Origin of the sequence: Azohydromonas lata, assembly GCF_034427735.1 — a bacterium.
Classification (GTDB): Bacteria; Pseudomonadota; Gammaproteobacteria; order Burkholderiales; family Burkholderiaceae_C; genus Azohydromonas; species Azohydromonas lata.
In genome coordinates this window covers 35738-61134 of sequence record NZ_JAXOJX010000019.1, presented here as the reverse complement: position 1 = coordinate 61134, position 25397 = coordinate 35738, and the positions used below count along the sequence as shown (strand labels likewise).

General features: G+C 69.5%; 22 protein-coding genes. 11 read left to right on the top strand and 11 right to left on the bottom strand.

Annotation, left to right across the window (positions count from 1 at the left end; all coding sequences use genetic code 11):
* Positions 1–17: 17 nt before the first annotated feature.
* The 3 genes from SM757_RS13170 (at position 18) to SM757_RS13160 (ending at position 2954) form a co-directional block, all read left to right on the top strand.
* On the top strand, positions 18–1652 hold the full coding sequence (locus tag SM757_RS13170) for a methyl-accepting chemotaxis protein (protein ID WP_322465819.1): 1635 nt from the start codon (positions 18–20) through the stop codon (positions 1650–1652).
* A gap of 89 nt (positions 1653–1741) precedes the next feature.
* On the top strand, positions 1742–2650 hold the full coding sequence (locus SM757_RS13165) for a hypothetical protein (protein ID WP_322465818.1): 909 nt from the start codon (positions 1742–1744) through the stop codon (positions 2648–2650).
* Between the two features lie 46 nt (positions 2651–2696).
* Positions 2697–2954: a DUF3820 family protein gene (locus SM757_RS13160; RefSeq protein ID WP_066342207.1), complete on the top strand. Its 258-nt coding sequence runs from the start codon at positions 2697–2699 to the stop codon at positions 2952–2954.
* A gap of 255 nt (positions 2955–3209) precedes the next feature.
* Here SM757_RS13160 and SM757_RS13155 read toward each other — a convergent pair whose 3' ends face one another.
* Together SM757_RS13155 and SM757_RS13150 are read right to left on the bottom strand one after the other, a co-directional pair.
* On the bottom strand, positions 3210–5441 hold the full coding sequence (locus tag SM757_RS13155; RefSeq protein WP_322465817.1) for an ATP-binding protein: 2232 nt from the start codon (positions 5439–5441) through the stop codon (positions 3210–3212).
* A gap of 30 nt (positions 5442–5471) precedes the next feature.
* The gene (locus tag SM757_RS13150; RefSeq protein WP_322465816.1) at positions 5472–7097 is read right to left on the bottom strand and encodes a histidine kinase famiy protein; all 1626 of its coding nucleotides are present in this window, start codon (positions 7095–7097) and stop codon (positions 5472–5474) included.
* A 384-nt stretch (positions 7098–7481) separates the two neighbouring features.
* On the opposite strand from SM757_RS13150, the gene SM757_RS13145 reads away from it, so the two are divergent.
* Positions 7482–7712, top strand: a complete 231-nt coding sequence (locus SM757_RS13145) for a hypothetical protein (protein ID WP_322465815.1) — start codon at positions 7482–7484, stop codon at positions 7710–7712.
* On the opposite strand, the gene SM757_RS13140 is transcribed toward SM757_RS13145, so the two are convergent.
* The 4 genes from SM757_RS13140 to SM757_RS13125 all read right to left on the bottom strand — a co-directional run bounded on the left by SM757_RS13140 (position 7706) and on the right by SM757_RS13125 (position 11200).
* Entirely contained in the window at positions 7706–8878 is a 1173-nt protein-coding gene (locus SM757_RS13140; protein ID WP_322465814.1) for a metallophosphoesterase, read from the bottom strand. The two genes, SM757_RS13145 and SM757_RS13140, sit on opposite strands and share 7 nt — an antisense overlap.
* A 94-nt stretch (positions 8879–8972) precedes the next feature.
* The gene (acuI, locus tag SM757_RS13135) at positions 8973–9956 is read right to left on the bottom strand and encodes an acrylyl-CoA reductase (NADPH) (RefSeq protein ID WP_322465813.1); all 984 of its coding nucleotides are present in this window, start codon (positions 9954–9956) and stop codon (positions 8973–8975) included.
* 58 nt (positions 9957–10014) lie between these two features.
* Positions 10015–10653, bottom strand: a complete 639-nt coding sequence (gene acuR / locus SM757_RS13130) for an acrylate utilization transcriptional regulator AcuR (protein ID WP_322465812.1) — start codon at positions 10651–10653, stop codon at positions 10015–10017.
* A gap of 118 nt (positions 10654–10771) precedes the next feature.
* The gene (locus SM757_RS13125; RefSeq protein ID WP_066342199.1) at positions 10772–11200 is read right to left on the bottom strand and encodes a hypothetical protein; all 429 of its coding nucleotides are present in this window, start codon (positions 11198–11200) and stop codon (positions 10772–10774) included.
* 178 nt (positions 11201–11378) lie between these two features.
* Between SM757_RS13125 and SM757_RS13120 the strand changes: the two genes are divergently transcribed.
* The gene (locus tag SM757_RS13120; RefSeq protein ID WP_322465811.1) at positions 11379–11687 is read left to right on the top strand and encodes a GNAT family N-acetyltransferase; all 309 of its coding nucleotides are present in this window, start codon (positions 11379–11381) and stop codon (positions 11685–11687) included.
* A gap of 83 nt (positions 11688–11770) precedes the next feature.
* Positions 11771–13234, top strand: a complete 1464-nt coding sequence (gene zwf, locus SM757_RS13115; RefSeq protein ID WP_066342201.1) for a glucose-6-phosphate dehydrogenase — start codon at positions 11771–11773, stop codon at positions 13232–13234.
* A gap of 253 nt (positions 13235–13487) precedes the next feature.
* Here the strand turns inward: zwf and SM757_RS13110 are convergent, their stop codons facing one another.
* A complete protein-coding gene (locus SM757_RS13110; RefSeq protein WP_322465810.1) occupies positions 13488–14438 on the bottom strand; it encodes a LysR family transcriptional regulator in 951 nt (316 codons plus the stop codon).
* 98 nt (positions 14439–14536) lie between these two features.
* Here SM757_RS13110 and SM757_RS13105 point away from each other — a divergent pair, with 98 nt between their 5' ends.
* Complete coding sequence (locus SM757_RS13105) at positions 14537–15769, top strand: MFS transporter (RefSeq protein ID WP_322465809.1); 1233 nt, start codon at positions 14537–14539, stop codon at positions 15767–15769.
* Positions 15770–16077: 308 nt separating this feature from the next.
* On the opposite strand, the gene SM757_RS13100 is transcribed toward SM757_RS13105, so the two are convergent.
* Entirely contained in the window at positions 16078–17262 is a 1185-nt protein-coding gene (locus SM757_RS13100) for a M20 aminoacylase family protein (RefSeq protein ID WP_322465808.1), read from the bottom strand.
* 65 nt (positions 17263–17327) lie between these two features.
* On the bottom strand, positions 17328–18545 hold the full coding sequence (locus SM757_RS13095; RefSeq protein WP_322465807.1) for a diaminopropionate ammonia-lyase: 1218 nt from the start codon (positions 18543–18545) through the stop codon (positions 17328–17330).
* Between the two features lie 192 nt (positions 18546–18737).
* Between SM757_RS13095 and SM757_RS13090 the strand changes: the two genes are divergently transcribed.
* Positions 18738–19205 (top strand): Lrp/AsnC family transcriptional regulator, encoded by a 468-nt coding sequence (locus SM757_RS13090; protein WP_322465806.1) that lies wholly within the window; start codon positions 18738–18740, stop codon positions 19203–19205.
* 113 nt (positions 19206–19318) lie between these two features.
* Here SM757_RS13090 and SM757_RS13085 read toward each other — a convergent pair whose 3' ends face one another.
* The gene (locus SM757_RS13085; RefSeq protein ID WP_322465805.1) at positions 19319–20977 is read right to left on the bottom strand and encodes a methyl-accepting chemotaxis protein; all 1659 of its coding nucleotides are present in this window, start codon (positions 20975–20977) and stop codon (positions 19319–19321) included.
* 296 nt (positions 20978–21273) lie between these two features.
* Between SM757_RS13085 and SM757_RS13080 the strand changes: the two genes are divergently transcribed.
* The gene (locus SM757_RS13080) at positions 21274–22020 is read left to right on the top strand and encodes a GntR family transcriptional regulator (RefSeq protein ID WP_322465804.1); all 747 of its coding nucleotides are present in this window, start codon (positions 21274–21276) and stop codon (positions 22018–22020) included.
* Between the two features lie 67 nt (positions 22021–22087).
* Here SM757_RS13080 and SM757_RS13075 read toward each other — a convergent pair whose 3' ends face one another.
* Positions 22088–22633, bottom strand: coding sequence for a PEP-CTERM sorting domain-containing protein (locus SM757_RS13075; RefSeq protein ID WP_322465803.1), 546 nt, complete (start codon positions 22631–22633; stop codon positions 22088–22090).
* A 473-nt stretch (positions 22634–23106) separates the two neighbouring features.
* Between SM757_RS13075 and SM757_RS13070 the strand changes: the two genes are divergently transcribed.
* Together SM757_RS13070 and SM757_RS13065 are read left to right on the top strand one after the other, a co-directional pair.
* Complete coding sequence (locus SM757_RS13070; RefSeq protein ID WP_322465802.1) at positions 23107–24426, top strand: NAD(P)/FAD-dependent oxidoreductase; 1320 nt, start codon at positions 23107–23109, stop codon at positions 24424–24426.
* A gap of 62 nt (positions 24427–24488) precedes the next feature.
* Positions 24489–25391: a dihydrodipicolinate synthase family protein gene (locus SM757_RS13065; protein WP_322465801.1), complete on the top strand. Its 903-nt coding sequence runs from the start codon at positions 24489–24491 to the stop codon at positions 25389–25391.
* The last annotated feature ends 6 nt before the right edge of the window (positions 25392–25397 follow it).

The following is a 25397-nucleotide window of genomic DNA, read 5'->3' as shown; positions in this document are numbered from 1 at the left end:
GTCAAGGAGCACTTCACATGAACTTCCGCACCAAGATCTGGATGCTGCCTTTGTGCGCAACGGTCGTCTTCGGCGTCGGCCTTGGCGCAAGCTTCCTGCTGGGCATGCGCACCACCGAGCGCATCGAGCAGCTGCGCGCGGTGGATTACCCCTACCTGGCCAGGATGGGGCGCATCTCGCAGAGCGCCGAGCAGTTCCGCCTGACACTGCAGTCCGCAGCCGCTGAAGGCGACGAGGAAAAGATCAAGGACGTCGAACCCGCGATCGCCGCGGTGCGTGAAGCGGTGACGGAGGCGGCGGCGCTGCAGGGCAAGGCCGGCGCGTCCAAGGCGCTGGGCGACGCCTTCGATGCCTACCAGCAGGCCGCCATCGCCGTCACCCGTGCCATGCTCACCGGCGGGCCCGCGGCCGAACTGGTGCCGCGCATGCAATCCGCCCAAGCGGACTTCAACAAGCGGCTCTCCGAGCAGCAAAGCACGGCCGAGGCGGCCGTGGACAGCGCGCAGTCCGAAGCCGTCTCCGACGTGCAGACCAACACGCTGCTCAACCTGGGCACGGGCACGCTGGTGCTGCTGGTGCTGGGCGTGGCCTCGCGGCTCATCGTCACTTCGGTGTGGCGTGAGCTGGGCGACGAGCCCTCGCGGCTGCAGCGCTTCGTGCAGCGCGTGGCCAGCGGCGACCTGCGCGCCGACATGGCGCGCGGCCCGGCGGTGCCGGGCTCGCTGCAGGATGCCGTCTCCATCATGACCGCGCGGCTGCGCGAGACCGTGGGCACCATACGGCACGCCGCCAACGCCATCGCCTCCGCCTCCAACGAGATCGCCGCGGGCAGCCAGGACTTGAGCTCGCGCACTGAGAAGACGTCGGCCGACCTGCAGCACACGGCCTCCTCCATGTCCACGCTCACCGGCTCGGTGTCGCACACGGCCCAGGCCGCGCGCACGGCCGACGGCCTGGCCAGCGCCGCCACCGTGTCGGCCCAGCGCGGCGGCGAGATCGTCGAGCAGGTCATGAACAGCATGGGCGGCATCAACGACGCCTCGCAGCGCATCGGCGAAATCATCGCCGTGATCGACGGCATTGCCTTCCAGACCAACATCCTGGCCCTGAACGCCGCGGTGGAAGCGGCGCGCGCCGGCGAGCAGGGCCGCGGCTTCGCCGTCGTGGCCGGCGAGGTGCGCGCCCTGGCGCAGCGCTCCGCCGAAGCGGCCAAGGAGATCAAGGACCTGATCAGCGCCTCGACCGAGAGGGTCGAGGGCGGCACCAGGCTGGTCAAGGAAGCCGGCAACGCGATGGAGGAGATCGTGGCGGGCGTGCAGCGCGTCACCGCCGTCATCGCCGAGATCAGCGCCGCCACGCACAGCCAGTCCTGCGGCATCGCGCAGGTGGACCAGTCGGTGCAAAGCCTGGACCGCATGACACAGCAGAACGCTGCCATGGTGGAAGAGTCCGCCGCCGCCGCCGAGAGCCTGCGCGAACAGTCGCAGCGCCTGGCACTGGCGGTGAGCGCCTTCCGCCTGGACGGCAGCGACGATGGCCAAGGCTTCAGCAACCAGGGTTCCGCCCCCGTGGGCCGCGCCACGATGCTGCAACGCACCGTCGCGCCTGCCCTGGGCTACGACAAGGAAAGCGCCGCGCCCAGCCTGGGCTGAAGCCGGCCGCAAGCCGCCGCGATGCTGCGGCCGGCTCGCCCGCACCGCCGGTGCGGCATGCCTGGAACGGTGCTTGCCCCAGCTTGGCGGTGAAGCACCTTCTTCCTTCTGCGGTTCGTTCTTCGGCCCTGCGCCTTGCCCTGGCGGTGGCCGGCTTGTCCGGCGGCCTGGCTTGCATCGCCCCGAACACCGCCGCGGCGCAGGGCGGCGAGGGCGACGCGCAGGCGCTGCGGGCACGGTTGTCCGAGCTGGAGCCTCGGCTCGCTTCCAGCCCCTTCGGCCGGCCGCTGCTGCTGCAGTCCAACGACTCCACCAGCGCGCCGCTGGGCGAGGTGTGGGCCGTGCTCGACCAGCCCTTCGACGCCGTGGCCGGCGCGCTGCGCCAGCCGCGCCACTGGTGCGACATCCTGCTGCTGCAAACCAACGTCAAGCGCTGTGCGCCTTCCGCCGGCGAGGGTGCGGCGCAGCAACTGGAAGTGGGCGTGGCGCGCCGCTACACCGACCCGGTGGACGAGGCGCAAAGCCTGGCCTTCCGCTTCGCCGTGCCGGCGCGGCAGGACGACTTCTTTGCCGTGGCGCTGTCGGCCGACCAGGGCCCCCTGGGCACGCAGAACTACAGGCTGCGCCTGCAGGCCGTGCCCGCGCCGGGCGGGCGCACCTTCATGCACATGTCCTACGCCTACGAGATGGGCTTGGCCGCGCGGCTGGCCACCAGCGCCTATCTCGCCAGCGCGGGGCGCGACAAGGTGGGCTTCAGCATCGTGGACCGCGACGAGCAGGGCCACGCGCAGTTCGTGCGCGGCATGCAGGGCGTGGCCGAGCGCAACACCATGCGCTACTTCCTGGCCATCGATTCCTTTGTGGCCACCGCGTCCGCCCCGGTGCAGGAGCGGCTGCGCCGCTTCCACGCCGCGCTGGAGCGCTACCCGGCGCAACTGCACGAGACCACGCAGGCCGAGTACCTCGCCATGAAGCAGCGCGAGGTGCTCGCGCGCTGAGGTGCCGCTCCGCCAGGCCACGCCGGCCGCGGCCGACAATCGCGCCATGGCACAAGCGCAACTGCAGCAACTGGTGGACACCGTCATGCCCTACGGCAAGTACAAGGGCAGGGCGATTGCCGACCTGCCCGGCCCCTACCTGCAATGGTTCGCCCGCACGGGCTTTCCCAAGGGACAGCTCGGCAGCCTGCTGGCCCTCATGCACGAGGTGGACCACAACGGCCTGCGCCACCTGCTTTCGCCGCTGCGCCGTGGGGACGGCGAAGCTGGCTCAAAGCCGGGTGACGCGGGCACCGGCGTCTAAGACTGGCCTAACTTTTCCCCTGCAACATGCCTTTCATGGGCAGCGCCAAACACAAGGCGCTGTCCGCCGAACACTGATCCCTTTCCAGGGCGAATCGCGGGCCGGGTTGACTACTCCTCCCTTCTCCCCTTGCCGCTTTTCCCGATCCGCGCAGCTCCGGCTGCCGCCCTCCTTCCTTCCCTGCCACGGCCATGACGCCGGTGGCGGCCCCCGCGGGCCGCCACCGGCGCTGGCGTTTCGCGCTGACGCTGCCCCTCAGGCTGGCGCCGCCTGCTTCAGCGGCAGCCGCAGCGTGAAACAGACGTCGTTGCCGCGGGCCTCGTAGCGCAACTGTCCGCCGTGGCCGCGGGCCACCTGGTTGGCGATGTACAGGCCCAGCCCCATGCCGCTGGGGTTGCGCGCATTGCGCAGCGACTCGCGCTTGAAGGGGTCGAACAAGCTGGCGGCGATGTCCGAAGGGATGGGCTTGCTGGGGTTGCACACCACGATCACGGCCTCGCCCGCTTCCTGCCGGGCCTCGATCACGATGCCGCCGCTGCCGTGCTGGCGCGCGTTGCTCAGCAGGTTGGCGATGACTTGGGCGAAGCGGCCCGCGTCCACGTCTGCCCGCAGTTGCGCGGGCAACTTGCGCGCTATCACCGTTTCCGGGTACGCCACCAGCACCTCTTCCACCAGTTGCTCCAGCAGCGGGACAAGGTCGGTGCACTGGAAGCTCATGCCCAGGCCCAAGCCGCTTTGCAGCCGCGAGATGTCCAGCACGTCGGCGATGAGCCGCTCCATGCGGTGAGCCGAGTTGCGCAGCACCGAGTTCATGCGCTCGCTGCTGCCGGCGCGGCCTATGACCTGCGCGGCCATGCTGATGGACTGCAGCGGGTTGCGCAGGTCGTGGCCCAGCACGGCCCAAAGCTGGGTGCGGGCCCGGTCCAGCGTCATGACGCGGTCGGCGTGCGCCCGGCTGAGCGCGTCCAGCAACTGGCGGGCGATTTCGAGCTGCGTCTCGTCCCAGGGCACGGCCGTGCCGTGCACCGTTTCGCGCCATTCGGCAAACGACCCCCTTGGCGTCAGCCTCGGTCCAAGCGGCCCGTGCGCGATCGCCTTATCGGGCTTGCCGCCCCAGCGTATGGTCTGCACCTGCTCGCGCCGCAGCCCAATGAGCCAGCCGCCGCCGGCGCGGTCGTAGCCCAGGGCCAGCACGCCGCAATAGCGCGAAGTGGCGGGCGGCGCGGCGCCGTCCGGCGAGGAGGGCAGCTCCTCGGCGCGGGTGATGTGAACGAGCGTGCCCTCGCGTCGCGCCAGCGCGCCCAACAGCGCCTGAGCCCAGGCCGCGTCCACCAGCCCGTGCACGTGCAGCCGCTCGCCGCCGGCCACCACCAGCGCGTCGCAGCCCAGGTTGTCGGCGATCAGCGGCGCCTCGGCCACCAGCACGTCCTCCACCGTCTCGCCCGTGGCCACGCGGCCTATGAGCTCGGTGCGCAGCCAGGCCGCGCGCGCCACCGAGGCCTCGCGCGCCTTGGCGTCCAGCGACTGCACGGTGGAGGCCAGCAGTTGCGCGAGCACGTCACAGGCCAGCCGCACCGCGAAGGGCACCTGCAGCGGTGCCATGTGATGGCAGGCGATCATTCCCCACAGCCGCGCGCCCACCACGATGGACACGCTCATCGACGCCGCCACGCCCAAGTTGCGCAGGTACTCCACGTGTATGGGCGAAACGCTGCGCAGCACGCTGTGGCTCAGGTCCAGCGGGGGCGAGGCGGCGTCGCCGGCCAGCAGCGGCACGGGCTCGTAGGTGACGTCGGCAATCAGCCGCAGCGTGTTGAGCACGTACAGCCGCCGCGCCTGCGCGGGGATGTCGCTGGCCGGGTAGCGGCGGCCCAGGTAGGGCTCCAGATCGTCGCGCCGCGCCTCGGCCACCACGTCGCCGCTGTCGTCGTGGCGAAAGCGGTAGCCCATGACGCGATCGAAGCCGGTCATGTCGCGAATCTGCGCCACCGCCTCCTCCATGAGGCGCTCGATGCTGGGCTGGCGCTTGAGGCTGCCCATGGAGCGGTAGGCCTTTTGCGCGAAGGCGGCGCGCTCCTCGGCGCTTTGCTCGCGGCGCTCGAACTCGCAGATCACGTGCTGGTTGTGGGCGTGCACCACGGCGTCGAAGCAGTGCCCGTCCAGCTCCATAGGCGCGGAGCGCAGGCCCAGCTCGCCGTCCACCGCGTTGGTCCGCAGCGCCTCGCGTATAAGCTCGTGCGCGGCCGCCTGGCTGCCCAAGTCGCTGGCGCGCAGCGGCTGGCCGAAGGCGGGCAGCGGTCCCAGCAGGGCGCGCGCGTTGGCGCTGGCGTGGCTCAGGCGCCCCAAGCGGTCCAGCGCCAGCAGCGCACCGTGGGGCTGTATGGCGCCGGGCACGTGTATGGGCTCGCGGTCGCAGTTGTCCAGCGAGATGACGGTGCCCGGCGGCAGCACTTGGGCTGCGGCGGGAAGGCGGCTGGGGGGTGGCATGCGCAGCGGCAGGTGGTGGTGGCGGGAGTATCAGGCCGCGTGCCCGGCCGCGGGGCGCGCCAGCGCCAGCCGCACCTTGGCCTCCAGCTCCTCGGCTGAGAAGGGTTTGAAGACGATGTCGTAATGGCCGCCGCCGTGGCGTGCGGGCGTGCCGTCGGCAAAGCCCGTCATGAGCAGCACCTGCAGCGCCGGCTGGCGCTGCTGGGCCTGGCGGGCCAGCATCACGCCGTTCATGCCGCCGGGCATGATCAGGTCCGTGAGCAGCAACTGAAACGGCGGCCCCGCCTCCAGCAGCTCCAGCGCGCGCTGCGCGCCGTGGCACCGCACCGTCTCGTAGCCCGCGTGCTCCAGCAGCAGCGCGGCCATCTCGGCCACCTCGGGGCGGTCGTCCACCACCAGGATGCGCCCGCTGCCGCCCGCGCGCAGCGGCGCGGGCGCGGGGCGCGTGGCCTGGTCGTCCGGCGTGGCCGGGAAGTACAGCCGCACGGTGGTGCCCTGGCCGGGCGTGGATTCGATGGTGGCCGTGCCGCCGCTCTGGCGCGCGAAGCCATAGACCATGGACAAACCCAGACCCGTTCCCTGGCCGGGCGGCTTGGTGGTGAAGAAGGGCTCCATGACGCGCGGCAGCACGTCGGCCGCGATGCCTTCGCCCGTGTCCGACACGCTCAGCATCACATAGGGGCCGGGCATGGGCAGCGCGTGGGCGTCGGCTTCGGCCTCATCGGTCCGCAGGTTGGCGGTGCGCAGCACCACCTGGCCGTCGCCGGACATGGCGTCGCGCGCGTTGATGAGCAGGTTCAGCAGCGCCACCTCGGCCTGCGTGGGGTCTATGCGCGTGTTCCACAGCCCCGGCTCCAGCGCCAGCCGCAGCTCGACGTGGCCGCCCAAGCTGCGGTCGGCCATGTCCGACAGCCGCTGCGCCAGCTCGTTGAGATTGATCACGCGCCCCTGCAACTGCTGCTTGCGCGCGAAGGCCAGGAGCTGCTGCGTGAGCGTGCCGGACTTGCGCGCGGCCTCGCGCACGTTGGACAGGGCGCGGGCGATGAGCGCGTCGTCCAGCCCAAGCAGCCGTGCCTTGGTGCTGGCCACCTCCACGTTGCTGACGATGACCTGCAGCAGGTTGTTGAAGTCGTGGGCGATGCCGCCGGTGAGCTGGCCCAGCGCCTCCATCTTCTGCGAGTGGTGCAGCGCGCCTTCGGCGTCGCGTCGCCGGCTCACGTCCAATTGCGAGGAGAAGAAATAGATCAGCTCGCCCTCCGGATTGCGCACCGGCGTGAGGAACAGCGCGTTCCAGAAGCTGCTGCCGTCCTTGCGGTAGTTGATCAGCTCCACGGCGATCTCCTGCTGGCGCGCCACGGCTTGCCGTATCTGGTCCACCACGGCGCGGTCGGTGTCCGGCCCCTGCAGGAAGCGGCAGTTGCGCCCAAGCACCTCCTCCTGGGCGTAGCCGGTCATGTCCAGGAAGGCGTTGTTGGCGAAGACGATGGGCGTGTCCGGCAGCCGCGGATCGGCCACCACCATGGGCATGCGCGTGGCCTCGACGGCGGCAAAGAAGATGTCGCGCCCGTCGCCGCGCGATGCGAAGCCCTCGGATTCGACCGGGGTGGCCGGGTGAGCAGGGTGCGGCTTGCCGCCGTCGGGACTGAAGTCGTGCATGGACGGGCGCCAGTGGCCGGGTGCCTGCTTTTGGCCGTCACCCCTGAACCGGCTGGAACTGCGAAAACTGCGTTGAGCCCCTAGAGCAGCTTTGATGCCCAGGCATTGCCTGGGCCGCTCTTGGGGCAAAACCGGTCCGCCCACCGTAGGGCCGCCCAAGGATGGAAGACGCCTGTAAGCGCAGTGTGAAAGATTTCCGCCTAGCGGCAGCCTGACAAGGAAGCCGTGTAACAGCCCGTGGCAAGCGTGCAGATGCCGCAGCAGTTCCCGCCGCCTGCCCCTACGCTGATTTTCAGGAGGGAGCCGAGGCTGGTGTGAAGGCGGCAGGCTGCCGGCACGAAGGCGCCGGCGGGCGGTTCCCGTGAGTGACCAGGAGAAGTAGCCATGTCCCTGACGACTCGTTCATTTGCAGCCCTGCCCAACCCCGGCGCGGCCGACGGTTTCGAACTGCGCTTCAACTGCCTGTTCACCGGGCGCGGCCTGAGCTTTCCCTGCGACGCCAGCGGCGCCGTGGACCTCGCGGCCTTGAGCCAGCGCGCCCGCGACAATTTCGACCGCGCCCTCAACGGCGTGGGACGCGACTTCAGCGTGCCGCAGGTGGTGCCGGCTTACTGAGCACGCCCGGCTGTTGGCGCGGCGGCACCGTCCGACCGCCTGAGCTCCAGCAGCGTCAGCTCCGTGCGCGTGCCAAAGCGCACCGGCGGCCCCCAGCTGCCGGTGCCGGGGCAGACGTAGACCCACATCTTTCCCTGCCGCGACAGGCCGGCCACATGCGGTGCGTGCACCGCGCGCACGGCCAGCGTCCACGGAAAAAACTGGCCGGCATGCGTGTGGCCGGAGAGCTGGACGTCAAAGCCCGCCCGCTCGCCCAACTCGGCCAGCGCCGGGTTGTGCGCCAGCAGGATGCGCAGGCCCGCCCCCGCCTGCGGCGCGGCGGCCAGGTCGGCGCGGGGCTGCTGGTCCGGCTCCGACAGGCGCAGCGCCGGGTCCACCACGCCGCCGACGATCAGTCGGGCGCCGCCGTGCTCCAGTACCAGGGCCTCGTTGAGCAGCACGCGCATGCCCAGGCCGCGGAACTGCGCGATCCAGCGCCGCGCACCGGAATAGCAGTCGTGGTTGCCCAGGATGAACACGCTGCCGTGCCGCGCGCGCAGCCCGCCCAGCGGCGCCACGTGCGGCGCCAGGCGCTGCGGGGCGCCGTCCACGATGTCGCCGGTGAGCACCGTCAAGTCCGGCGCCAGCGCGTTGGCGCGCTCCACCACGCGGCTCACGTAGCGCCGGCCGATGGTCGGCCCCACGTGCAGGTCGCTGATCTGGACGATCTTGAAACCTTCCAGCGCCGCGTCCAGCCCGGCCACGGGAATGCTCACGCGCTGGACGGCCGGCCCGCGCAGCGCCGCCAGCGCTCCCACGGCCAGCGCCGCCAGCGAGGCGGCGAACACCAGCGGCGTGCCGGTGGTGGCCAGCAGCTCCCGCGCCTTCTCGGCGCCCGCCAGCCAGGCCAGGCCCAGCAGCCCGTCGCGCAGCAGCGCGAACAGCAGCAGGAAGTTGAGCCAGCCCATGCTGAAGTAGCTCGCGGCGTGCAGCAGCTCATCGGCGCGCCGCGTGCTCTCGCGCCCGCCGGCCCAATAGGCCATGGGAACCAGCCACACCAGCAGGCAGGGCACGGCCAGCAGCAGCCGGCCGACAGTCCCGCCGGCCAGCCGCCAGGCCAGGTAGGCGTAGCCCAGCACCACGATGGCGCTGAGCGTCAGGAAAAAGGGCGTGAAGAAGCGTCGCATGCGGTGCGCATTGTGACGATGCCGCTTCGGACGGCAGGCCGCCCGCCCTGTTGCGCAGCCGCCTGCGGCCAGGCAGCCGGCGGCCGGCGCGGCGTCAGCGGTTGACGTCCACCACCACGCGGCCGCGCACCTGGCCCGCGAGCAGCGCGGCGGCGGTAGGGAGGGCCTCGTCCAGCGTGATCTCGTGCGCCATGCGGCCCAAGCGGGCGAGGTCCAGGTCGGCGGCCAGGCGCTGCCAGGCCTGCAGCCGCTCGGGGCGCGGGCACATCACGCTGTCTATGCCGGCCAGCGTCACGCCGCGCAGGATGAAGGGCGCCACGGTGGCGGGCAGCTCCATGCCGCCGGCCATGCCGCAGGCGGTGACCACGCCGCGGTACTTCATCTGCGCGCAGACGTTGGCCAGGGTGTGGCTGCCCACGGTGTCCACGGCGCCGGCCCAGCGCTCCTTGGCCAGCGGCTTGCCCGGGGCGCTGAGCTCGGCGCGCTCCAGCACCTCGCTGGCGCCCAGGCTGCGCAGGTAGTCGGCCTCCTGGGGCCGGCCGGTGACGGCGGCCACGCTGAAGCCCAGCTTAGCCAGCAGCGCCACCGCCACGCTGCCCACGCCGCCGGCCGCGCCGGTGACGACGATGGGCCCGTGCGCCGGCGTCACGCCGTGGCGCTCCAGCGCCAGCACGCACAGCATGGCCGTGTAGCCCGCCGTGCCTATGGCCATGGCCTGTGCCGGCGTGAAGGCCGCGGGCAGCGGCACCAGCCAGTCGCCGCTCAGCCGTGCGCGCTGCGCGAGGCCTCCCCAGTGCGTCTCGCCCACGCCCCAGCCGTTGAGCACCACGGCGTCGCCGGCCTGGTAGTCCGGGTGCGAGCTGCTCTCCACCGTGCCGGCCAGGTCGATGCCCGGCACCATGGGGAACTTGCGCACCACGGGCGACTTGCCGGTGATGGCCAGGCCGTCCTTGTAGTTGAGCGTGGAGTAGGCCACGCGCACGGTCACGTCGCCCGCGGGCAGCGCGGCGTCATCGAGCTCGCGCACGGCGGCGCGGTAGCCCGCTTCGTCCTTCTCTATCAGGATGGCCTTGAACATGGTGAACTCCTGTCGGATGAAAACTAGACCGGTCGTCTAGAACTGGGCAAAAAATGGCCTACCTGGGCAGGCCGGCGAAAAACACGTCGGCAAAGAGCTGCAGCGGCGCGGCGCGGCGTTCGAGCTTGGCGCGCAGCACGGCGCCTTCCCAGCCTATCCAGAAGTAGGCGGCCAGGCGGGCGACGTCGGCCGCGGGTGAGAGCTCGCCCGCAGCCTGTGCGGCGGCCAGGCAATGGGCGGTGCGGGCCTGCCAGTCGTCAAAAATGTCCATCAGCCTCTGGCGAAAGGCTTCAGGCAGCGCGCCCATCTCCTGGCCCAGGTTGCCCACCAGGCAGCCGCGCTCGAAGCCGTGGCGGGCCATAACGGTTTGGGCGTCGCCGGTGAAGTTGCGCAGGCGCTGCAGCGGGGCTTGCGATTCGTCGAGCAGAAAGCCGTCCAGCCGCCGTGCGAAGTACTCGGCGTAGCGGTCTATGAGCTCCGCGCCGTAGGCCTCCTTGCTGCCGAAGTAGTGATAGAAGCTGCCCTTGGGCACGCCCACGCCGCGCAGGATCTCGTCTATGCCCGTGGCCGTGAAACCCTTGCTGGTGAGGGCCACCACGCCGGCGCGCACCAGGGCCTCGCGGGTCTGGCCATAGCCTTCGATGTCGCGGGCCGGACGGCCGCGGCGGCGCGGCGCAAGAGGCTGCTCACTGCTCATGCGGGCATTATTAAACCGATCGTCTATAAAAATCAAACCGGCTTGCGGGCCGCGCCGCGCGCCCAAAGAAAAAGGGGCCCCGTGCGGGGCCCCTTGGCAATCGGTGGAGCGCTGAGGCTCAGGCGCCGGTGGTCTTGTCCAGCAGGGCCTTGCGGGCCTGGGCCAGTTGTTCCACGGCGGCCACCACGGTCTGCGAGGCGGTCTTGTAGGCGTCCACCACGGGCTTGAGCTGCTCCTTGGCGGCGTTGTCCTGCAGTGCGGCGTCCATCAGCTGGGCGGCCTGCACGTCCATCAGCTTCACGGCCTTGACCATGAACTCGTCAGCCTGCGCGGTGGCCTTGACGAAACCGGCCATGGCGGCGCTCGGGTCCGGCGTGGCGGTGGGCGTGGCCAGCGGGGCCTGGAACAGCTTGGCCTGCTCTTGGAAGAAAGAGGTGCTCAGCTCGCCCCACTGCTTGGCGGCTTCCTGGGCCTGGGTGATGAAAGGATTCATTAGGGTCTCCTCGATCATGTTGCGGCGCAGCAATTGTGCCTTCACTTGGGGCATGCACGGACGCACCTATAAGAATTTTTTCAAGGCGACATAAGTAGCTTGATGTAAGCCATGCGAAGGGCCGAGTCCGTGGCCACGCAAACGCAGCAGGTCACATGCCCAAAGCGGGCGTTCGGCACGCGGGCCCGGGAATCGGGCTTGCCCGGCGCTGACCCCGACCACAGGTGACTTCATGAACCCACCCCGCTTGCTGGACAACGCCGCCGAGCACCGCTTCGAGCTGCACGAGGACGGCGCCGTCGCCGGCTTTGCCGAGTACCGGATCGACGATGGCGCGGTGCGCTTCACGCACACCGAAGTCGATAGGGCGCGCGAAGGCCAGGGCCTGGGCTCCGAGCTGGCCGCGTTTGCGCTGGACGAGGCGCGCCGCCGCGGCCTGCGCGTCGTGCCGGCCTGCGGCTTCATCGCCGCGTTCATGCAGCGCCATCCGCACTACCAGGACCTGCTGGACGAAGGCTCGCGCCGCGATTTCAAGGCCTGAGCCCGGCTCGCCCCCGCCTTGACGCTGCCAGGGCCGGTGCGGCTCGGGTACAAGGGCCGGCTCATCTGCTTTGGAGGCCCTGGATGGAGATCACGGAGTCCACCCCGCTGGACATCATCATCTTCGGCGGCGCTGGCGACCTGGCCTGGCGCAAGCTCTTGCCCGCACTGTACATGGCCCACCTGCACCGCAGCCTGGGCGAGCGCCACCGCATCATCGGCCTGGGGCGCCACGAGTGGACGCGGCGCCAGTACGTGGAGTTCGTGGACCGCATGTCGCGCCGCTGCATCGAGCCCGCCGACATGCAGCCGCTGCAGTGGCAGGACTTCCTGCGCCGCCTGGACTACGTGCGGCTCGACGCCACGCAGCCCCAGGGCTTCGTGGGCCTGAAGGAAGCCTGCCAGGCCAACTCCGTGAAGCTCTTTTATCTGGCCACGGCGCCGCAGCTCTTCACCGTCACGTGCGAGCACCTGGCCGGCGCCGGGCTGCTCGATGCGCAGTCGCGCGTGGTGCTGGAAAAGCCGCTGGGCCACGACCTGGCCTCGGCGCGCGCCATCAACGAGGCCGTGGCCCGCCACTTCGAGGAGCGGCAGATCTACCGCATCGACCACTACCTGGGCAAGGAGACGGTGCAGAACCTCATGGTGCTGCGCTTTGGCAACGCCATCTACGAGCCCATGTGGCGCGCGCCCTACATACGCAGCGTGCAGATCACCGTGGCCGAGACCGTGGGCGTGGGCACGCGCGCGGGCTTCTACGACGGCACGGGCGCCATGCGCGACATGGTGCAAAACCACCTGCTGCAACTGCTGTGCATCGTGGCCATGGAGCCGCCCATCTCGCTGGACGCCGACGACGTGCGCGACGAAAAGCTCAAGGTGCTGCGCTCGCTGCGCAAGCTCGGCGAGGCCGACCTGCGCCAGCACACCGTGCGCGGCCAGTACACCGCCGGCACCACCGATGGCCAGTCCGTGCCCGGCTACCAGCAGGAGGAGGGCGTGCCCGCGGGCAGCCGCACCGAGACCTTCGTGGCGTTGCGCGCGCACATAGACAACGCACGCTGGGCCGGCGTGCCCATCTTCCTGCGCACCGGCAAGCGCATGCCCAAGCGGCATTCGGAAATCCTGGTGGAGTTCTCGCAGCCGCCGTTTTCTATCTTTGCGGACCAGTCCGGCGCCGCGCAGCCCAACCGCTTGCTGATCACGCTGCAGCCCGACGAGTCCATCAAGCTGCAGATCATGGCCAAGGAGCCGGGGTCGGGCATGCGCATGCGCCCGGTCCATCTCAATCTGGACTTGCAGTCCGCCTTCACCGAGCGCCGCGCCGAGGCCTACGAGCGGCTGCTCATTGACGTGGTCCGCGGCCGCCTCACGCACTTCATGCGCCGCGATGAGCTCGAAGCCGCCTGGAAATGGGCCGACCCCATCCTGCAAGGCTGGCAGAACCAGGGCGACGCGCCCAAACCGTACACCGCCGGCACTTGGGGCCCGGCCGCCGCCTCGGCACTGGTAGCGCGTGAAAACGCGCTGTGGGCCGAGGCGCAGTGAGCCACCCGGCAGCGTCGCCACAATCCACACAACAACATACACGTGACTTCCGGAACACCCACATCACCGCTTTTCCTTGTGACGTGGGACCGGAACACATGCGGCCCTGTACCTGCTTGGCTTTTCCTTTCTTGACCTGAAAGAGGGCAGTCGGCGCAGGGAAGGTTGGTGATTAAGACTTGTCTGAAATCTCGTATGTTGTATTGATATCCAAAAGGTCGCCCTTCCCGACTCTGCCTCAGCGTGCAACCGCTCATCCCGCCAGCGTCGGCGGCATCGCCCGCCTGAACACCTCGACGAAGCGCCGCAGCCGCGCCGGGTAGTGCGGGGCCGGCGGATAGAGCAGGAACACGGGCAGCGGCGGCGCGACCCAGTCCGGCGCCACGTGCAGCAGCCGGCCTTGGGCGATGTCCTCCGTCACGCTCCAGGCGGACACCGCCGCCACGCCCAGCCCCTGCAGTGCCGCCGAGCGCAGCGCGTAGAGGCTGTCGGTGCTCAGGCGCGGGCGCAGCGCCAGGTGGCGGCTTTGCCGGCCGTCGCGGTGGTACAGCTCGATGTCGGCGCGGTAGTAGGTGCGCAGCGCCAGCCACGGCAGCCCGGCCAGGTCCTGCGGGTCGGACGGCGCCCGGGCGCCCGCCAGCACCTGCGGCGCCGCCACCAGGATGCGCTCCACGGAGGACAGCCGGATCGCCACCAGCGACGTGTCCGTCACCTCGCCGACCTGTATGGCGCAGTCCACGCCCTGGGCGATCAGCCCGTGCGCGTCGTCGTGCAGCAGCCATTCGATGTCCACGCGCGGATGCGCGTGCAGGAACTCCGCCAGCGGCGCCATCAGGTGGTGCTGGCCCATCGCATGCGGGACGACCACGCGCAGCCGCCCCTCGGCCACCTCGCCGCGGCCGCGCAGGTCGGACTCGAACGCTTCCCAGTCCGACAGCAGCGCCTTGGCACGCTCCAGGCAGCGCTGGCCGTCCTCGGTGAGCTGCATGGCGTGGGTGGAGCGCTGGATCAACCGCAGCCCCAGCGAGCGCTCCAGCGCCTGCAGGCGGCGGCTCACCGTGGGCTGCGTCGTGCCCAACTGCGCCGCGGCGGCCGAGAGGCTGCCGGCTTCCACGATGCGCACGAAGGTCGCCATCAGCGCCAGCCGGTCCAGTGCGGAAGCCGCGGGCAGCGCGGGCGAGGGGGTGGTTTCGGACGTGCTCATACGTCAAGCGTATAGCCGCTGTGCGCTCCAGCCGTCTTCCAAGGGGGCAACGCGCCGTGGACACTGCGCCCATCACACCACCACACAGGGTCAACCCCATGTCCACCATTCACACAGCGCATGCATCGCCTCCGGCGGCAGCGGCGGGCCGGCCGGCAGAGGGCCTGCCCGCTTCGCTCGTCCTGCTGCTGGGTGCGGGCGCCGGTTTCGCGGCCGCCTCGCTCTACTACGCCCAACCGCTGCTGGGCCTGCTGGCCGACGATCTTCACGTCGACGCCGGCGCCATGGGCGGCGTGCCCACGCTCACGCAACTGGGCTACGCGGCGGGGCTGGCGCTGCTGGCGCCCTTGGGCGACCGCTACGACCGCCGCCGCATCATCCTGGTCAAGGCCGTGCTGCTGGTGCTGGCGCTGCTGATGGCCGCGAGCGCCTCCTCGCTGCCCGCGCTGCTGGCCGCCAGCCTGGCCATTGGCCTGAGCGCCACCGTGGCGCAGGACTTCGTTCCGGCCGCCGCCACGCTGGCGCCGCCGGCCCAGCGCGGCCGTGCCGTGGGCACGGTGATGACGGGGCTGCTGCTGGGCATCCTGCTGTCGCGCGTGGCCGCCGGCGTGGTGGCCGAGCAGTGGGGCTGGCGCACGGTGTTCGTGGCCGCGTCGCTGAGCGTGGCGGCCATCGCGGTGGTGGCGCGGCTGCGCCTGCCGCGCTTCGAGCCGACCACGCAGCTGTCCTACCTCGCGCTGCTGGGCACGCTGCCGGCGCTGTGGCGGCGCCACCGCGCGCTGCGGCTGGCGGCCGTGGCGCAGGGGCTGCTGTCGGTGGGCTTCAGCGCCTTCTGGTCCACGCTGGCGGTGATGCTGCACGGCGCGCCGTTCCACCTGGGCAGCAGCGCGGCCGGGGCCTTTGGCATCGCCGGGGCGGCCGGCGCGCTGGCCGCGCCGCTGGCCGGGCGCATCGCCGACCGGCGCGGGCCGGAAGTCGTGACGCGGCTGGGGGCGGGTTTGGCGGCGCTGTCGTTTGCGGCGATGTTCGTGCTGCCCTGGCTGCCGGTGCCGCTGGCCCTGGCACTGCTGTGCGCGACGGCCGTGGGCTTCGACATGGGCGTGCAGGGCTCGCTCATCGGCCACCAGAGCATCGTCTACGGGCTGGAGCCCGCCGCGCGCAGCCGGCTCAACGCGGTGCTGTTCGTCGTGATCTTCCTGGGCATGGCCAGCGGCGCGGCGCTGGGGGCGGCGCTGTTCGCGGCCTTCGGCTGGATGGGCGTGACGGTGCTGTCCACGGCCTCCGCGCTGGGGGCGCTGGCGGTGCGGGTGCTGGGCGCGCGGCGGGGGTGAAGGCGCGCAGGGCCGGGTGAATACCGGTCCGCTCCTGCTTGCGGGCCTCCTACAAGCGGTGCTGCGGCAGGAGCGATGGAGCGACAACGTCACGCGACCTCGTTCCCGAACGATGCCCAAACCCACGGGCCTGCCGGCCTGAGCAGCGCGGTTTGGGACGTCCCAAACCACCCCAGTTGACCGGCCGTGAAGCGAGAATTTCCGCAGATTCGCCGCAGGCCCAACTTCTGCCCGCACGCCCCCAACGCCGGTTTGGGACGTCCCAAACTTCACCGGAACGCCCCTTTCGCGGCCGCCTTCCGGGGCCCTCAGCCTCCGGCCGCGCCGTCCACCGGCAGCCTGCGCCGCACCACCTCCGCGAAGTAGCGCGCCCCGATCGGCAGCACGCCGTCGTTGAAGTCATACGCCCCGTTGTGCAGCGGCACGCCGCCGGGCTCGTCCGCGGCGCCGTTGCCGATGAAAACGAAGGCGCCCGGCACGACTTTCAGGAACGCCCCGAAGTCCTCGGAAATCATCATGGGCCGCACGTCGTCGTCCACGTTCTCGCGGCCCACCGCGGCCGCGGCGGCTTCCACCGCCACCGGCACGCATTGCGGCCAGTTCACCGTGGGCGCGAACTCGTGCGTGTACGCCACCTCGCACACCGCGCCATGCGCGGCGCAGATGCCGGCGCACAGCTCGCGCAGGCGCCGCTCCAGCAGCGCCTGCACCTGCGGCGAATAGCTGCGCGTGTCGCCCTTGATCGTGACGTTGGAGGGCAGCGCGTTGCGTATGCCGTCGCTGAAGATCTCGGTGCATGACACCACGGCCGGCTCGCCCGGGTCCACCGAGCGCGCGACGACGGTTTGCAGCGCCAGGATGATCTCCGCCGCAATCACCAGCGGATCGACCGCCATGTGCGGCCGCGCCGCATGCCCGCCGCGGCCCTGGATGCGGATGACGAAATTGTCCTCGCTGGCCATCAGGCCGCCCACGCGCGTGGCGATGCGCCCAAGCGGCAGGCCGGGGATGTTGTGCGCGCCGTAGATCTCGTCCACCGGAAAGCGCTCGAACAGCCCATCCGCGATCATCGCCGCCGCCCCGCGGCCGTGCTCCTCGGCCGGCTGGAAGATGAAGCGCACCGTGCCGTTGAAATCGCGCCGCTGCGCCAGCAGTTGCGCCGCGCCCAGCACCATGGCCATGTGGCCGTCGTGCCCGCAACCGTGCATGCAGCCCGCGTTCTGGGAGGCATGGGGACGGCCGGCGGCGGTCTCCGCCATGGCCAACGCGTCCATGTCCGCGCGCAGGGCGATCACGCCCGGCCCGTCGCCCACGCGCAGGCTGGCCACCACGCCCGTGCCGCCCACGCCGCGGTGGACCTCCAGCCCAAGCACCTGCAGCACGCCGGCCACGGTGTCGGCCGTGCGGTGCTCGTTGAAACCAGTTTCCGGGAACCGGTGGAAGTGGTGGCGCCAGCGCACCATCTGCGCCTGCAGCGCGTCATCGACGTACATCGCTCATTCCTGGTTGGTGCCTGCTGGGTCCCTGCATGGTCCCTGGTGGAAGCCGTTGCCCGCGCTCAGCGCGCGCGCCAGGCCGCCTGGCGCGCGCGCACGGCCCAAGCCGGCTCGCCGACCAGTTGCTCATAGACGGCCGGCGCCGTCGCGCCCTCGGTGTTCACCAGCAGCACGCGGGCGTGCCCGTCCAGGCCGAAGTGCCGCGCCGCCGCCGCGTCCGCGCGCAAGGCCTGCAGCCCGGCCAGGCCCGCGACGCCGGACTCGCCGGCGACGATGGGCAGGTCGCGCGCGCCGCCCGCGGCCAGCACGCGCATGGCCTGCACGGCGGCGGCGTCCGCGATGGTCATGAAGCCGTCCACGCAGGGCTGCAGGAAGCGCCAGGCCAGCGGTGACGTCTCGCCGCAGGCCAGGCCCGCCATCACGGAGTCGACCGAGCCCGTCGCCCGCGCCGGCCGGCCCGCCAGCGCGCTTTGCAACAGGCAGTCCGCCTGCGCCGGCTCCACCACGATGAAGCTGGGCCGCTGCGCCCCGTGGAATTCCCAGAAAAAGCTCGCCAGCCCGGCGGCCAGGCCGCCCACGCCGCCCTGCAGGAACACGTGCGTGAAGGCGCCGGGCTGGTCCGCCACCGCGCCGGTCTGCTCCACCACCTCGGCGGCGATGGTGGCGTAGCCCTGCATCACGTCGCGCGGGATGTCCTCGTAGCCCTCGTAGGAGGTGTCGGACACCACCTGCCAGCCCTGGGCCGCGGCCAGCCGCGCGGCTTGCGTGACCGACTCGTCGTAGTTGCCCTCGATGCGGACGATGAGCGCCCCATGCTGCGCGATCGCCTGTTCGCGCTCCGGGCTCACCTGGGCGTGCAGGACGATCACGCAGCGGCAGCCCACGCTGCGCGCCGCGGCGGCCAGGCCGCGGCCGTGGTTGCCGTCGGTGGCGCTGATGACGGTGTAGTCCTGCAGCAGCGCCGCGTGGCGGCCGGCCAGCAGCGCGGCGGGATCGAGGTCCGGATGCAGTCGCAGGATCTGGCGCACCAGCGCGATAGGGGCACCCAGCGCCTTGAAGCTGCCCAGCGGCGAGCGCACGGATTCGTCCTTGAGCGACACCCGCGCCACGCCCAGGCGCGCGGCCAGGTCCGGCAACTCGTACAGCGGCGTGGCGCCGCGTGCGATGCCGTCCCACTGCGACAGCCACTGCCGGCTCTCGCGGGCGCGCGCGACGCTCAGGAGCGCTTGCAGCGGCGCGGGGTAGGGCGCGCGCACGGCGCGCGGGTTGGCTATCAGCATGGGAAGCCTTTCAGCAAGGGGGTTCGGGGACGGCGCCGCGGGGCGGCGGCGCGTCACCACGTCCAACTCTCCGGCACGAATCTTGGGCTGAATCTTATTGACGCCCCTGCGCGGCTTTTTTCGAAAATCCGGCCTCGCCGCTGAACGTTTTATCGAAAATCCGCCTGCATCCTGAACGGCGAGGCCTGACCCATGAAACTCGACCCCTATGACCGCGCGCTGCTGGCCGCGTTGCAGGACGACGCCCGCACGCCGCAAAGCGCGTTGGGCGAACAGGTGAGCCTCTCCACCGCCGCGGTGAACCGCCGCCTGAAGGCGCTGGCCGGCGAGGGCGTGATCGAGCGCTTCAGCGCCCAACTCAACCCCAAGGCGCTGGGCTACGACCTGACGGTGGTGGTGGAAGTGAAGGTGGAGAGCGAGCGCGCCGACCTGCTGGACCAGATGCAGCGCAGCTTTGCCGCCTGTCCGCAGGTGCAGCAGTGCTACTACGTGGCCGGCGACTGCGACTTCGTCCTGATCTTCCTGGTGCGCGACATGGAGCAGTACGTGGCGCTCACGCGCAAGCTCTTTTTCGAGAGCCACAACGTCAAGACTTTTAAAACGTTGGTGGCCATGAACCGCGTCAAGACCGGCGCCACCGTGCCCGTGGACGCGGCCTGAGCGCGTTCTCCAACGCGCGCGGGGCAGGGCGCCCAAAACGCTCCTGCCCCGCGGCATGGGCCCCTCGTCATGGGCCCTGGGATATTGGCCCTGGGACTGGACCGCTGCGGCGCTCAGCCCGCCACGACCGCTTCGGACGCCCGTGCCTGCATGCGCGCGCGTTCCACGGCCTCGCGGGCCAGGACCTGCGGGTTGGGGTGCACGCCGGACGACAGGCCGCCCTGCGTGCCCACGTTGAACACCGCCACCGCCTGCGCCAGGCGCTGGGCCTGCTGGCGCAGCGACTGCGCCGCGGCGGCCGACTGCTCCACCAGTGCCGCGTTCTGCTGCGTGACCTGGTCCAGTTGGCTCACGGCGTGGTTGACCTGGCCGATGCCGTCGCGCTGCTCGCCCGCGGCGGCGGCGATGTCGCCGATGAGGTCGGCCACGCGCTGCACGTCCTGGACGATGTGTTTCATCGCATCGCCCGTCTGCGCCACCAGCGCGCCGCCGGCTTCCACGGTCTGCGTGGAGGAGACGATGAGCGTCTTGATCTCCTTGGCCGCGTCGGCGCTGCGCTGCGCCAGTGCCCGCACCTCGCCGGCCACGACGGCGAAGCCGCGGCCCTGCTCGCCGGCGCGCGCCGCTTCCACGGCCGCGTTGAGCGCCAGGATGTTGGTCTGGAAGGCGATGCCGTCGATGGTGCCGATGATGTCGCCGATGCGGCGCGAGCCCTCGCTGATGCGCGCCATGCTGCTGACCACCTGCTCCACCACCTCGCCGCCGCGGCTGGCGGAGTCCGCCGCCGCCGTGGCGAGCTGGTTGGCCTGGCGCGCCGTGTCGGCCGCCTGGGCCACGGTGGCGGTGACCTCGTCCATGGAGCTGGAGGTCTGCTGCAGGTTGCTGGCCATCTGCTCGGTGCGGGAGGAGAGGTCCAGGTTGCCGTGGGCGATCTGCTCCGAGGCCGTGGCCACCGACTCCACGCCCTGCCGCACCTCGACCACCAGGCCGTGCAACTGCGTGGACATGCCGTCCATGGCCTTCATCAACTGGCCCAGCTCGTCGCCGCGGTCCGTGGGAAAGCGGCCCGTCAGGTCGCCCGCCGCGATGGTCTGCGCGGCCTGCACCGCCGCGTGCAGCGGCCGGGTGATGGAGCGCACCATCCACGCCATGCTCACCACGCTCAGCGCCAGCACCGCGGCCATCGCGGCCCAGCCGGCTTGCTGCACGCGCCGGGCGTGGGCCAGCGCCTGGGCCTTGGACTCGTCGCGCTGGCGCTGCTGCACGGCCACGAACTCGTCCATGGCGCCCAGGTAGCGCTCGGCCGTGGGCTTCAGGCGCTGCTCCATGGCCGCCACGGCGGCGTTGCCGTCGCCGGCCTTGCGCGCTTCGTCAATCTCGCGGGTGACGGCCAGGATGCTGGCGCGCGCCTGCGCCACCTTGTCCAGCGCCTGGCGCTCGGCGTCGCTGGTGACGCCCTCGGTGGCACGCTTTTGCACCTCGTTGACCGCACCGATGATGCTTTTCAGCCGCGGCGTGACCGTTTCCTGCAGCAGCGCCTCGGAACCCACGGCCTTGGCCACCACCGCCTCGGTGCCCGCGGCGGCAAGGCCGCGCCAGCGCAGCGCCAGCGCGATGCGCTCGTCCTGCGCCTCCACCTGCTGCAGCGCCGTGCTCAGCGCCTGGTGCGAAAGCTGCTGGGTGACGGTGCCCGTGACGATCAGCGTCATCACGGACAGCAGCGAGATCAGCCACAACCGCTTGGCTACCGAAATGTTGTGCAAGAGCTTCATGAAGGGATCCGGGGAACTGTTGTAGGAATGGACGCGTTGCAGCTCTCACTTCGGCGCAAGCCATGGCCCGTGTAGGGCGGAAAGCGCGTACCAGGGAAAACACGGGGCGAAAGGAGCGTTTCTTTTTATCGGCAATGCACCTTATGTCAACTACGCCATGTTCAGCGGGACAGCGTGCGCTTTATCCAGCGGATCGTCCTCAACATTGATAGACCCATTGTCTAAAATTAAAATACACTTTGGAGCGGCAATACCTTCAATACCGCCGAAACGCTCAATACACCGGACGCCCTGCCATGCCAGCACCCAAAACATCATCAAAGACGGACAAGGAAAATGATGCCGCGGCCTTCGCCGAAATTCCTACCGACCGCAAAGCGGTGCTGGGCGAAACCCTGCGCCGCAGAATCGTGAGCATGGAAATGGCGCCGGGCTCGGTGGTCGATGAAATGGCGCTGAGCGAGGAATTTGGCCTGTCGCGCCCGCCCGTGCGGGAATTGCTGCGCCAGCTCGCCGCCGAAGGCTATATAGACCTGGAAGCCAACCGCGCCGCCCGCGTGTCGTCCATGAGTTTCCATTCGCTGCGCAGCTTTTTCCAGGCCGCGCCGCTGATTTACATTGCGACCACGCAATTGGCGGCGGCCAATGCCTCGCGCACCGAAATCAACGAGCTGAAGGCGATTCAAAAACGCTTCCGCACGGCGATTGAGGAAAATGATGTCGAGGGGCGCGTCATTTACAACGACCAGTTTCACCTGGAAATCGGAAAAATGGCGCAAAACCCGTATCTGATGCCCAGCCTGCGCCGCCTGCTGATAGACCACGCGCGGCTGGGCAAGATTTTCTATCGCCACCCGACGACGCGGGACATGAGCGAGAACCTGGAAACCGCCGTGCAGCAGCACGACGAAATCATCGCGGCCATAGAGCGCCACGACACCGAGGCCGCCGGCAAGCTGGTGCGCGCCCACTTCGAGCTCTCGCGCGTGCGCATGGCCGAGTACGCCGCCCCTGAGGGCGTGGACGTGCCGCTGGCGCTCTGACGCGCACCGGCCCCAAGCCGTCCGCCGGGAGGCGCTGCGGCCGGGGCTGGCTCGTGGCGTGCCGTCTTCAGGCGCGGCGGCGGCGCGACGCGGCAACGCCGGCCAAACCGAAGAGCACCAGCGCGGCGCTCATCGGCTCCGGAACGGCATGGCTGGTGTCCAGGATGCCCTGGTAAGTGCCGTAGGCGGAACCGCTGAAGAACAGCGAGCCGAAATTGGGCTGGAAAGACAACTGGCTGCCGGACCCCGTGAAGTCGGCAGAGCCGCCGTAGAGGCCGCCACCGCTGCCGCCGAAATTCACCACCAGGTCCTGACCCAAGGAGGCGATGGACACCGCGATGTGGTTCACGGGCGTGGAAAGGTTCGCGTTCGTGAAGTTGACGCCATGGATGGTGAAGTCGAAGGCGAAGTTGCTCAACGAGCTCAGCGCATAGGTGCCGGCCGTGGCGGCGCCGTCGAAGCTGAATGTGCCTGCACCGACATAAGGCGGGGTCACCGTCCCGTCGAAGGTGCTGTCAAACGTGAACTTGAACACCGCGGCCTCGGCCGGCACGGCGGCGGCCACGGCCAGGAGAGCAGCCGTCAGGCCGGCGCTGAGCCAATTCTTTTTCATAGGTACGTTTCCCTTCCTTGTTGGACATGAGGGGCCCTGTCCCGTGCATGCAGCCGCCAAGCGGCATCCGCACCCCACAGGTCCACGAGCGGCCGACCGCTCACGGTCAAACCAGAGCCCACGAAACAAAATGTAGCAAAAAGTGAACCAGATAAAAATACTCTTTGCAAATCAATGACTTAATAAATCTTTCAAGCTTTCATCAGTTCTGGATGTAAAACTTTTCGACACATTTTTGGATACCAGTCAAGGGCGCGCGGGGTCGGGACGGCCCCATCCAAGCCCGCTCCGGCAGATAGGCCCGCCCTTGGACGCGAGCGTCCGGACCGTTCTCGACAAGCGTTGGGCCGCCGCTGAGGCAAACCCTATGGACACTTCGTCTACTCGTCACCTACACTATGTCTACGTTTTGTAGACAACAAGTTGAGCGATGTCGGACGCGCTCTCCGTCCAATCTCAGGCAGGCCGCCAAAATGCCAAAAGTCACTCCACTCCCCGCTGACGACGCCACCTGCGGCTGGTTCCACTTGAGCAAGCCGCGCCAACCCCGTCCCGCGCACCAGGGCACGCGCAACGCCCGCTGGGTGGTGGTGGGCGCGGGATTCACCGGCCTGGCCGCCGCCCGTCAATTGGCGCTGCATTGCCCAGATGAGGAAATCGTCCTCGTCGAAGCGCAGCAAGTTGGCTACGGCTCCTCCGGCCGCAACGCGGGTTTCGCCATTGATCTGCCTCACGATATTGGTGCCGAGGACTATATTGGCGACATCGCGACCGCCAAAACCGTCCTGAAGCTCAACCTGACCGGCCAGTCGATATTGCGGGATCTGGTGGAAAAACACCAGATCGCCTGCCAGATGCGCGCCGTCGGCAAATACCAGGCGGCCATAGAGGAGCGCGGCATTGCCGTGCTGGACGCCTACCGCCGCGGCCTGGACAAATTGGGCCAGCCCTATGAAATGATCGGGGAAAATGATCTTCCCAATCACATAGGCACGCATTTCTACAAAAAAGCGCTGTTCACGCCTGGCACCGTGCTGATCCAGCCCGCGGCGCTGGTAAAAGGCTTGGCCGACAGCCTGCCGGACAACGTGACGCTGTATGAGCACACGCCCATCACCGACGTGGAATATGGGCCCCGCACCACGCTCAGGCACCGCAACGGCAGCATCACGGCCGAGAAACTGGTGCTGACCAACAATGCCTTCGGCATGAGCTTTGGTTTTCTCAAGGGCAGCATGCTGCCGGTATTCACCTATGCCAGCCTCACGCGCCCCCTGACGGCCGAGGAACAAAAGCGCTTGGGCGGCAAACCCTTCTGGGGCGTGATTCCGGCCGACCCGTTCGGCACCACGCTGCGGCGCACGGTGGACAACCGTTTATTGGTGCGCAACAGTTTCAGCTTCAACCCGGACGGGCGCAGCCATCCCAAATACCTGCAGCGTTTCGTGAACCGCCACCGGGAATCTTTCGAACGCCGCTTCCCCATGCTGGACGGTGTGAATTTCGAATACACCTGGGGCGGCGCCTTGAGCATGGCGCGCAACCACATGTCGCAGTTTGGCCAGTTGGCGCCCAACGTCTACGGCGCCCTGTGCTGCAACGGCTTGGGCGTGACGCGCGGCACCGCCACCGGCGCCCTGCTGGCCGACTGGCTGGCCGGCGAACGCAACGACCTGACGGATTTCCTCCTGTCCTCGCCCGGCCCAAACAAAAACCCGCCGCAACCCTTTTTGTCCATGGGCGTGAATCTCAGCCTGCTGTGGGGCCAGCACCGCGCGGGCAAGGAAAGCTGACCCCATTCGGCCCACAAGCTGATTTTCAAGGGCCTTCGCCCCTCAATACCCGGAGCAATCACATGAAATTTGAAGGCATTTACACCCCGGCCATCACGCCGCTGGCGGCCGACGGCACCATCGACAAGACCGCTTTTGCCGAAGTGCTGGAATACCTGATCCAGTCCAAGGTACACGGCATCATCATTGGCGGCTCCACCGGCGAATACTATGCCCACACCGCGCGCGAGCGGCTGGATTTGGCGGCACAGGCCAAGGACGTGATCAATGGCCGCCTGCCGCTGATCGTGGGCACCGGCGCCATTCGCACCGAAGATTCGGTGGAATATGCCCGCGCAGCTAAATCCATCAAGGCCGAAGCGCTGCTGGTGGGCTCGCCCCCTTATGCGCTGCCCACCGAGGCGGAAAATGCCACCCATGCCCTGGCCGTGGATGCGGCGGCCGGTTTGCCCATCATGCTCTACAACTACCCCGCCCGCATGGGCGTGGGCATGGGCGACGAGTTTTTCAAGGCCATATCCCAGTCCGGCAATTTCGTGGCCATCAAGGAAAGCTCCGGCGACATGGGCCGCGTGCACCAGCTGGCGCGCCAATATCCGAATATCGCCCTGTCCTGCGGCTGGGACGACCAGGCGCTGGAATTCTTCGCCTGGGGTGCGCGCAGCTGGGTGTGCGCGGGCTCGAATTTCATTCCGCAAGAGCATGTGGCGCTGTATGAGGCCTGCGTGGTCGAAAAGAATTTCGACAAGGGCCGCCGCATCATGTTGGAAATGATGCCGCTGATGGATTTCCTGGAAGGCGGCAAATTCGTCCAATCCATCAAGCACGGCTGCGAGCTCAGCGGCCTGCGCCCGGGCAGCGTGCGCGCGCCGTTGCAGCCGCTCACCGGCGAGGAGAAGGAGACGCTGCGCGGCATCGTGGCCACGCTCAAGCGCAACGTGGCCGACATCGTCCAGGGCCGCTGAGGCCTG

Bases quoted from the DNA above. Each gene is read 5' to 3' on its own strand.
- SM757_RS13070 (WP_322465802.1), top strand. From the start codon at position 23,107: ATGCCAAAAGTCACTCCACTCCCCGCTGACGACGCCACCTGCGGCTGG.
- SM757_RS13085 (WP_322465805.1), bottom strand. From the start codon at position 20,977: ATGAAGCTCTTGCACAACATTTCGGTAGCCAAGCGGTTGTGGCTGATC.
- SM757_RS13125 (WP_066342199.1), bottom strand. From the start codon at position 11,200: ATGCCCCAAGTGAAGGCACAATTGCTGCGCCGCAACATGATCGAGGAG.
- SM757_RS13075 (WP_322465803.1), bottom strand. From the start codon at position 22,633: ATGAAAAAGAATTGGCTCAGCGCCGGCCTGACGGCTGCTCTCCTGGCC.
- acuI (WP_322465813.1), bottom strand. From the start codon at position 9,956: ATGTTCAAGGCCATCCTGATAGAGAAGGACGAAGCGGGCTACCGCGCC.
- SM757_RS13155 (WP_322465817.1), bottom strand. From the start codon at position 5,441: ATGCCACCCCCCAGCCGCCTTCCCGCCGCAGCCCAAGTGCTGCCGCCG.
- SM757_RS13140 (WP_322465814.1), bottom strand. From the start codon at position 8,878: ATGCGACGCTTCTTCACGCCCTTTTTCCTGACGCTCAGCGCCATCGTG.
- SM757_RS13120 (WP_322465811.1), top strand. From the start codon at position 11,379: ATGAACCCACCCCGCTTGCTGGACAACGCCGCCGAGCACCGCTTCGAG.
- SM757_RS13160 (WP_066342207.1), top strand. From the start codon at position 2,697: ATGGCACAAGCGCAACTGCAGCAACTGGTGGACACCGTCATGCCCTAC.
- SM757_RS13090 (WP_322465806.1), top strand. From the start codon at position 18,738: ATGAAACTCGACCCCTATGACCGCGCGCTGCTGGCCGCGTTGCAGGAC.
- SM757_RS13150 (WP_322465816.1), bottom strand. From the start codon at position 7,097: ATGCACGACTTCAGTCCCGACGGCGGCAAGCCGCACCCTGCTCACCCG.
- SM757_RS13105 (WP_322465809.1), top strand. From the start codon at position 14,537: ATGTCCACCATTCACACAGCGCATGCATCGCCTCCGGCGGCAGCGGCG.
- SM757_RS13110 (WP_322465810.1), bottom strand. From the start codon at position 14,438: ATGAGCACGTCCGAAACCACCCCCTCGCCCGCGCTGCCCGCGGCTTCC.
- SM757_RS13095 (WP_322465807.1), bottom strand. From the start codon at position 18,545: ATGCTGATAGCCAACCCGCGCGCCGTGCGCGCGCCCTACCCCGCGCCG.
- SM757_RS13170 (WP_322465819.1), top strand. From the start codon at position 18: ATGAACTTCCGCACCAAGATCTGGATGCTGCCTTTGTGCGCAACGGTC.
- SM757_RS13100 (WP_322465808.1), bottom strand. From the start codon at position 17,262: ATGTACGTCGATGACGCGCTGCAGGCGCAGATGGTGCGCTGGCGCCAC.
- SM757_RS13080 (WP_322465804.1), top strand. From the start codon at position 21,274: ATGCCAGCACCCAAAACATCATCAAAGACGGACAAGGAAAATGATGCC.
- acuR (WP_322465812.1), bottom strand. From the start codon at position 10,653: ATGAGCAGTGAGCAGCCTCTTGCGCCGCGCCGCCGCGGCCGTCCGGCC.
- SM757_RS13065 (WP_322465801.1), top strand. From the start codon at position 24,489: ATGAAATTTGAAGGCATTTACACCCCGGCCATCACGCCGCTGGCGGCC.
- zwf (WP_066342201.1), top strand. From the start codon at position 11,771: ATGGAGATCACGGAGTCCACCCCGCTGGACATCATCATCTTCGGCGGC.
- SM757_RS13145 (WP_322465815.1), top strand. From the start codon at position 7,482: ATGTCCCTGACGACTCGTTCATTTGCAGCCCTGCCCAACCCCGGCGCG.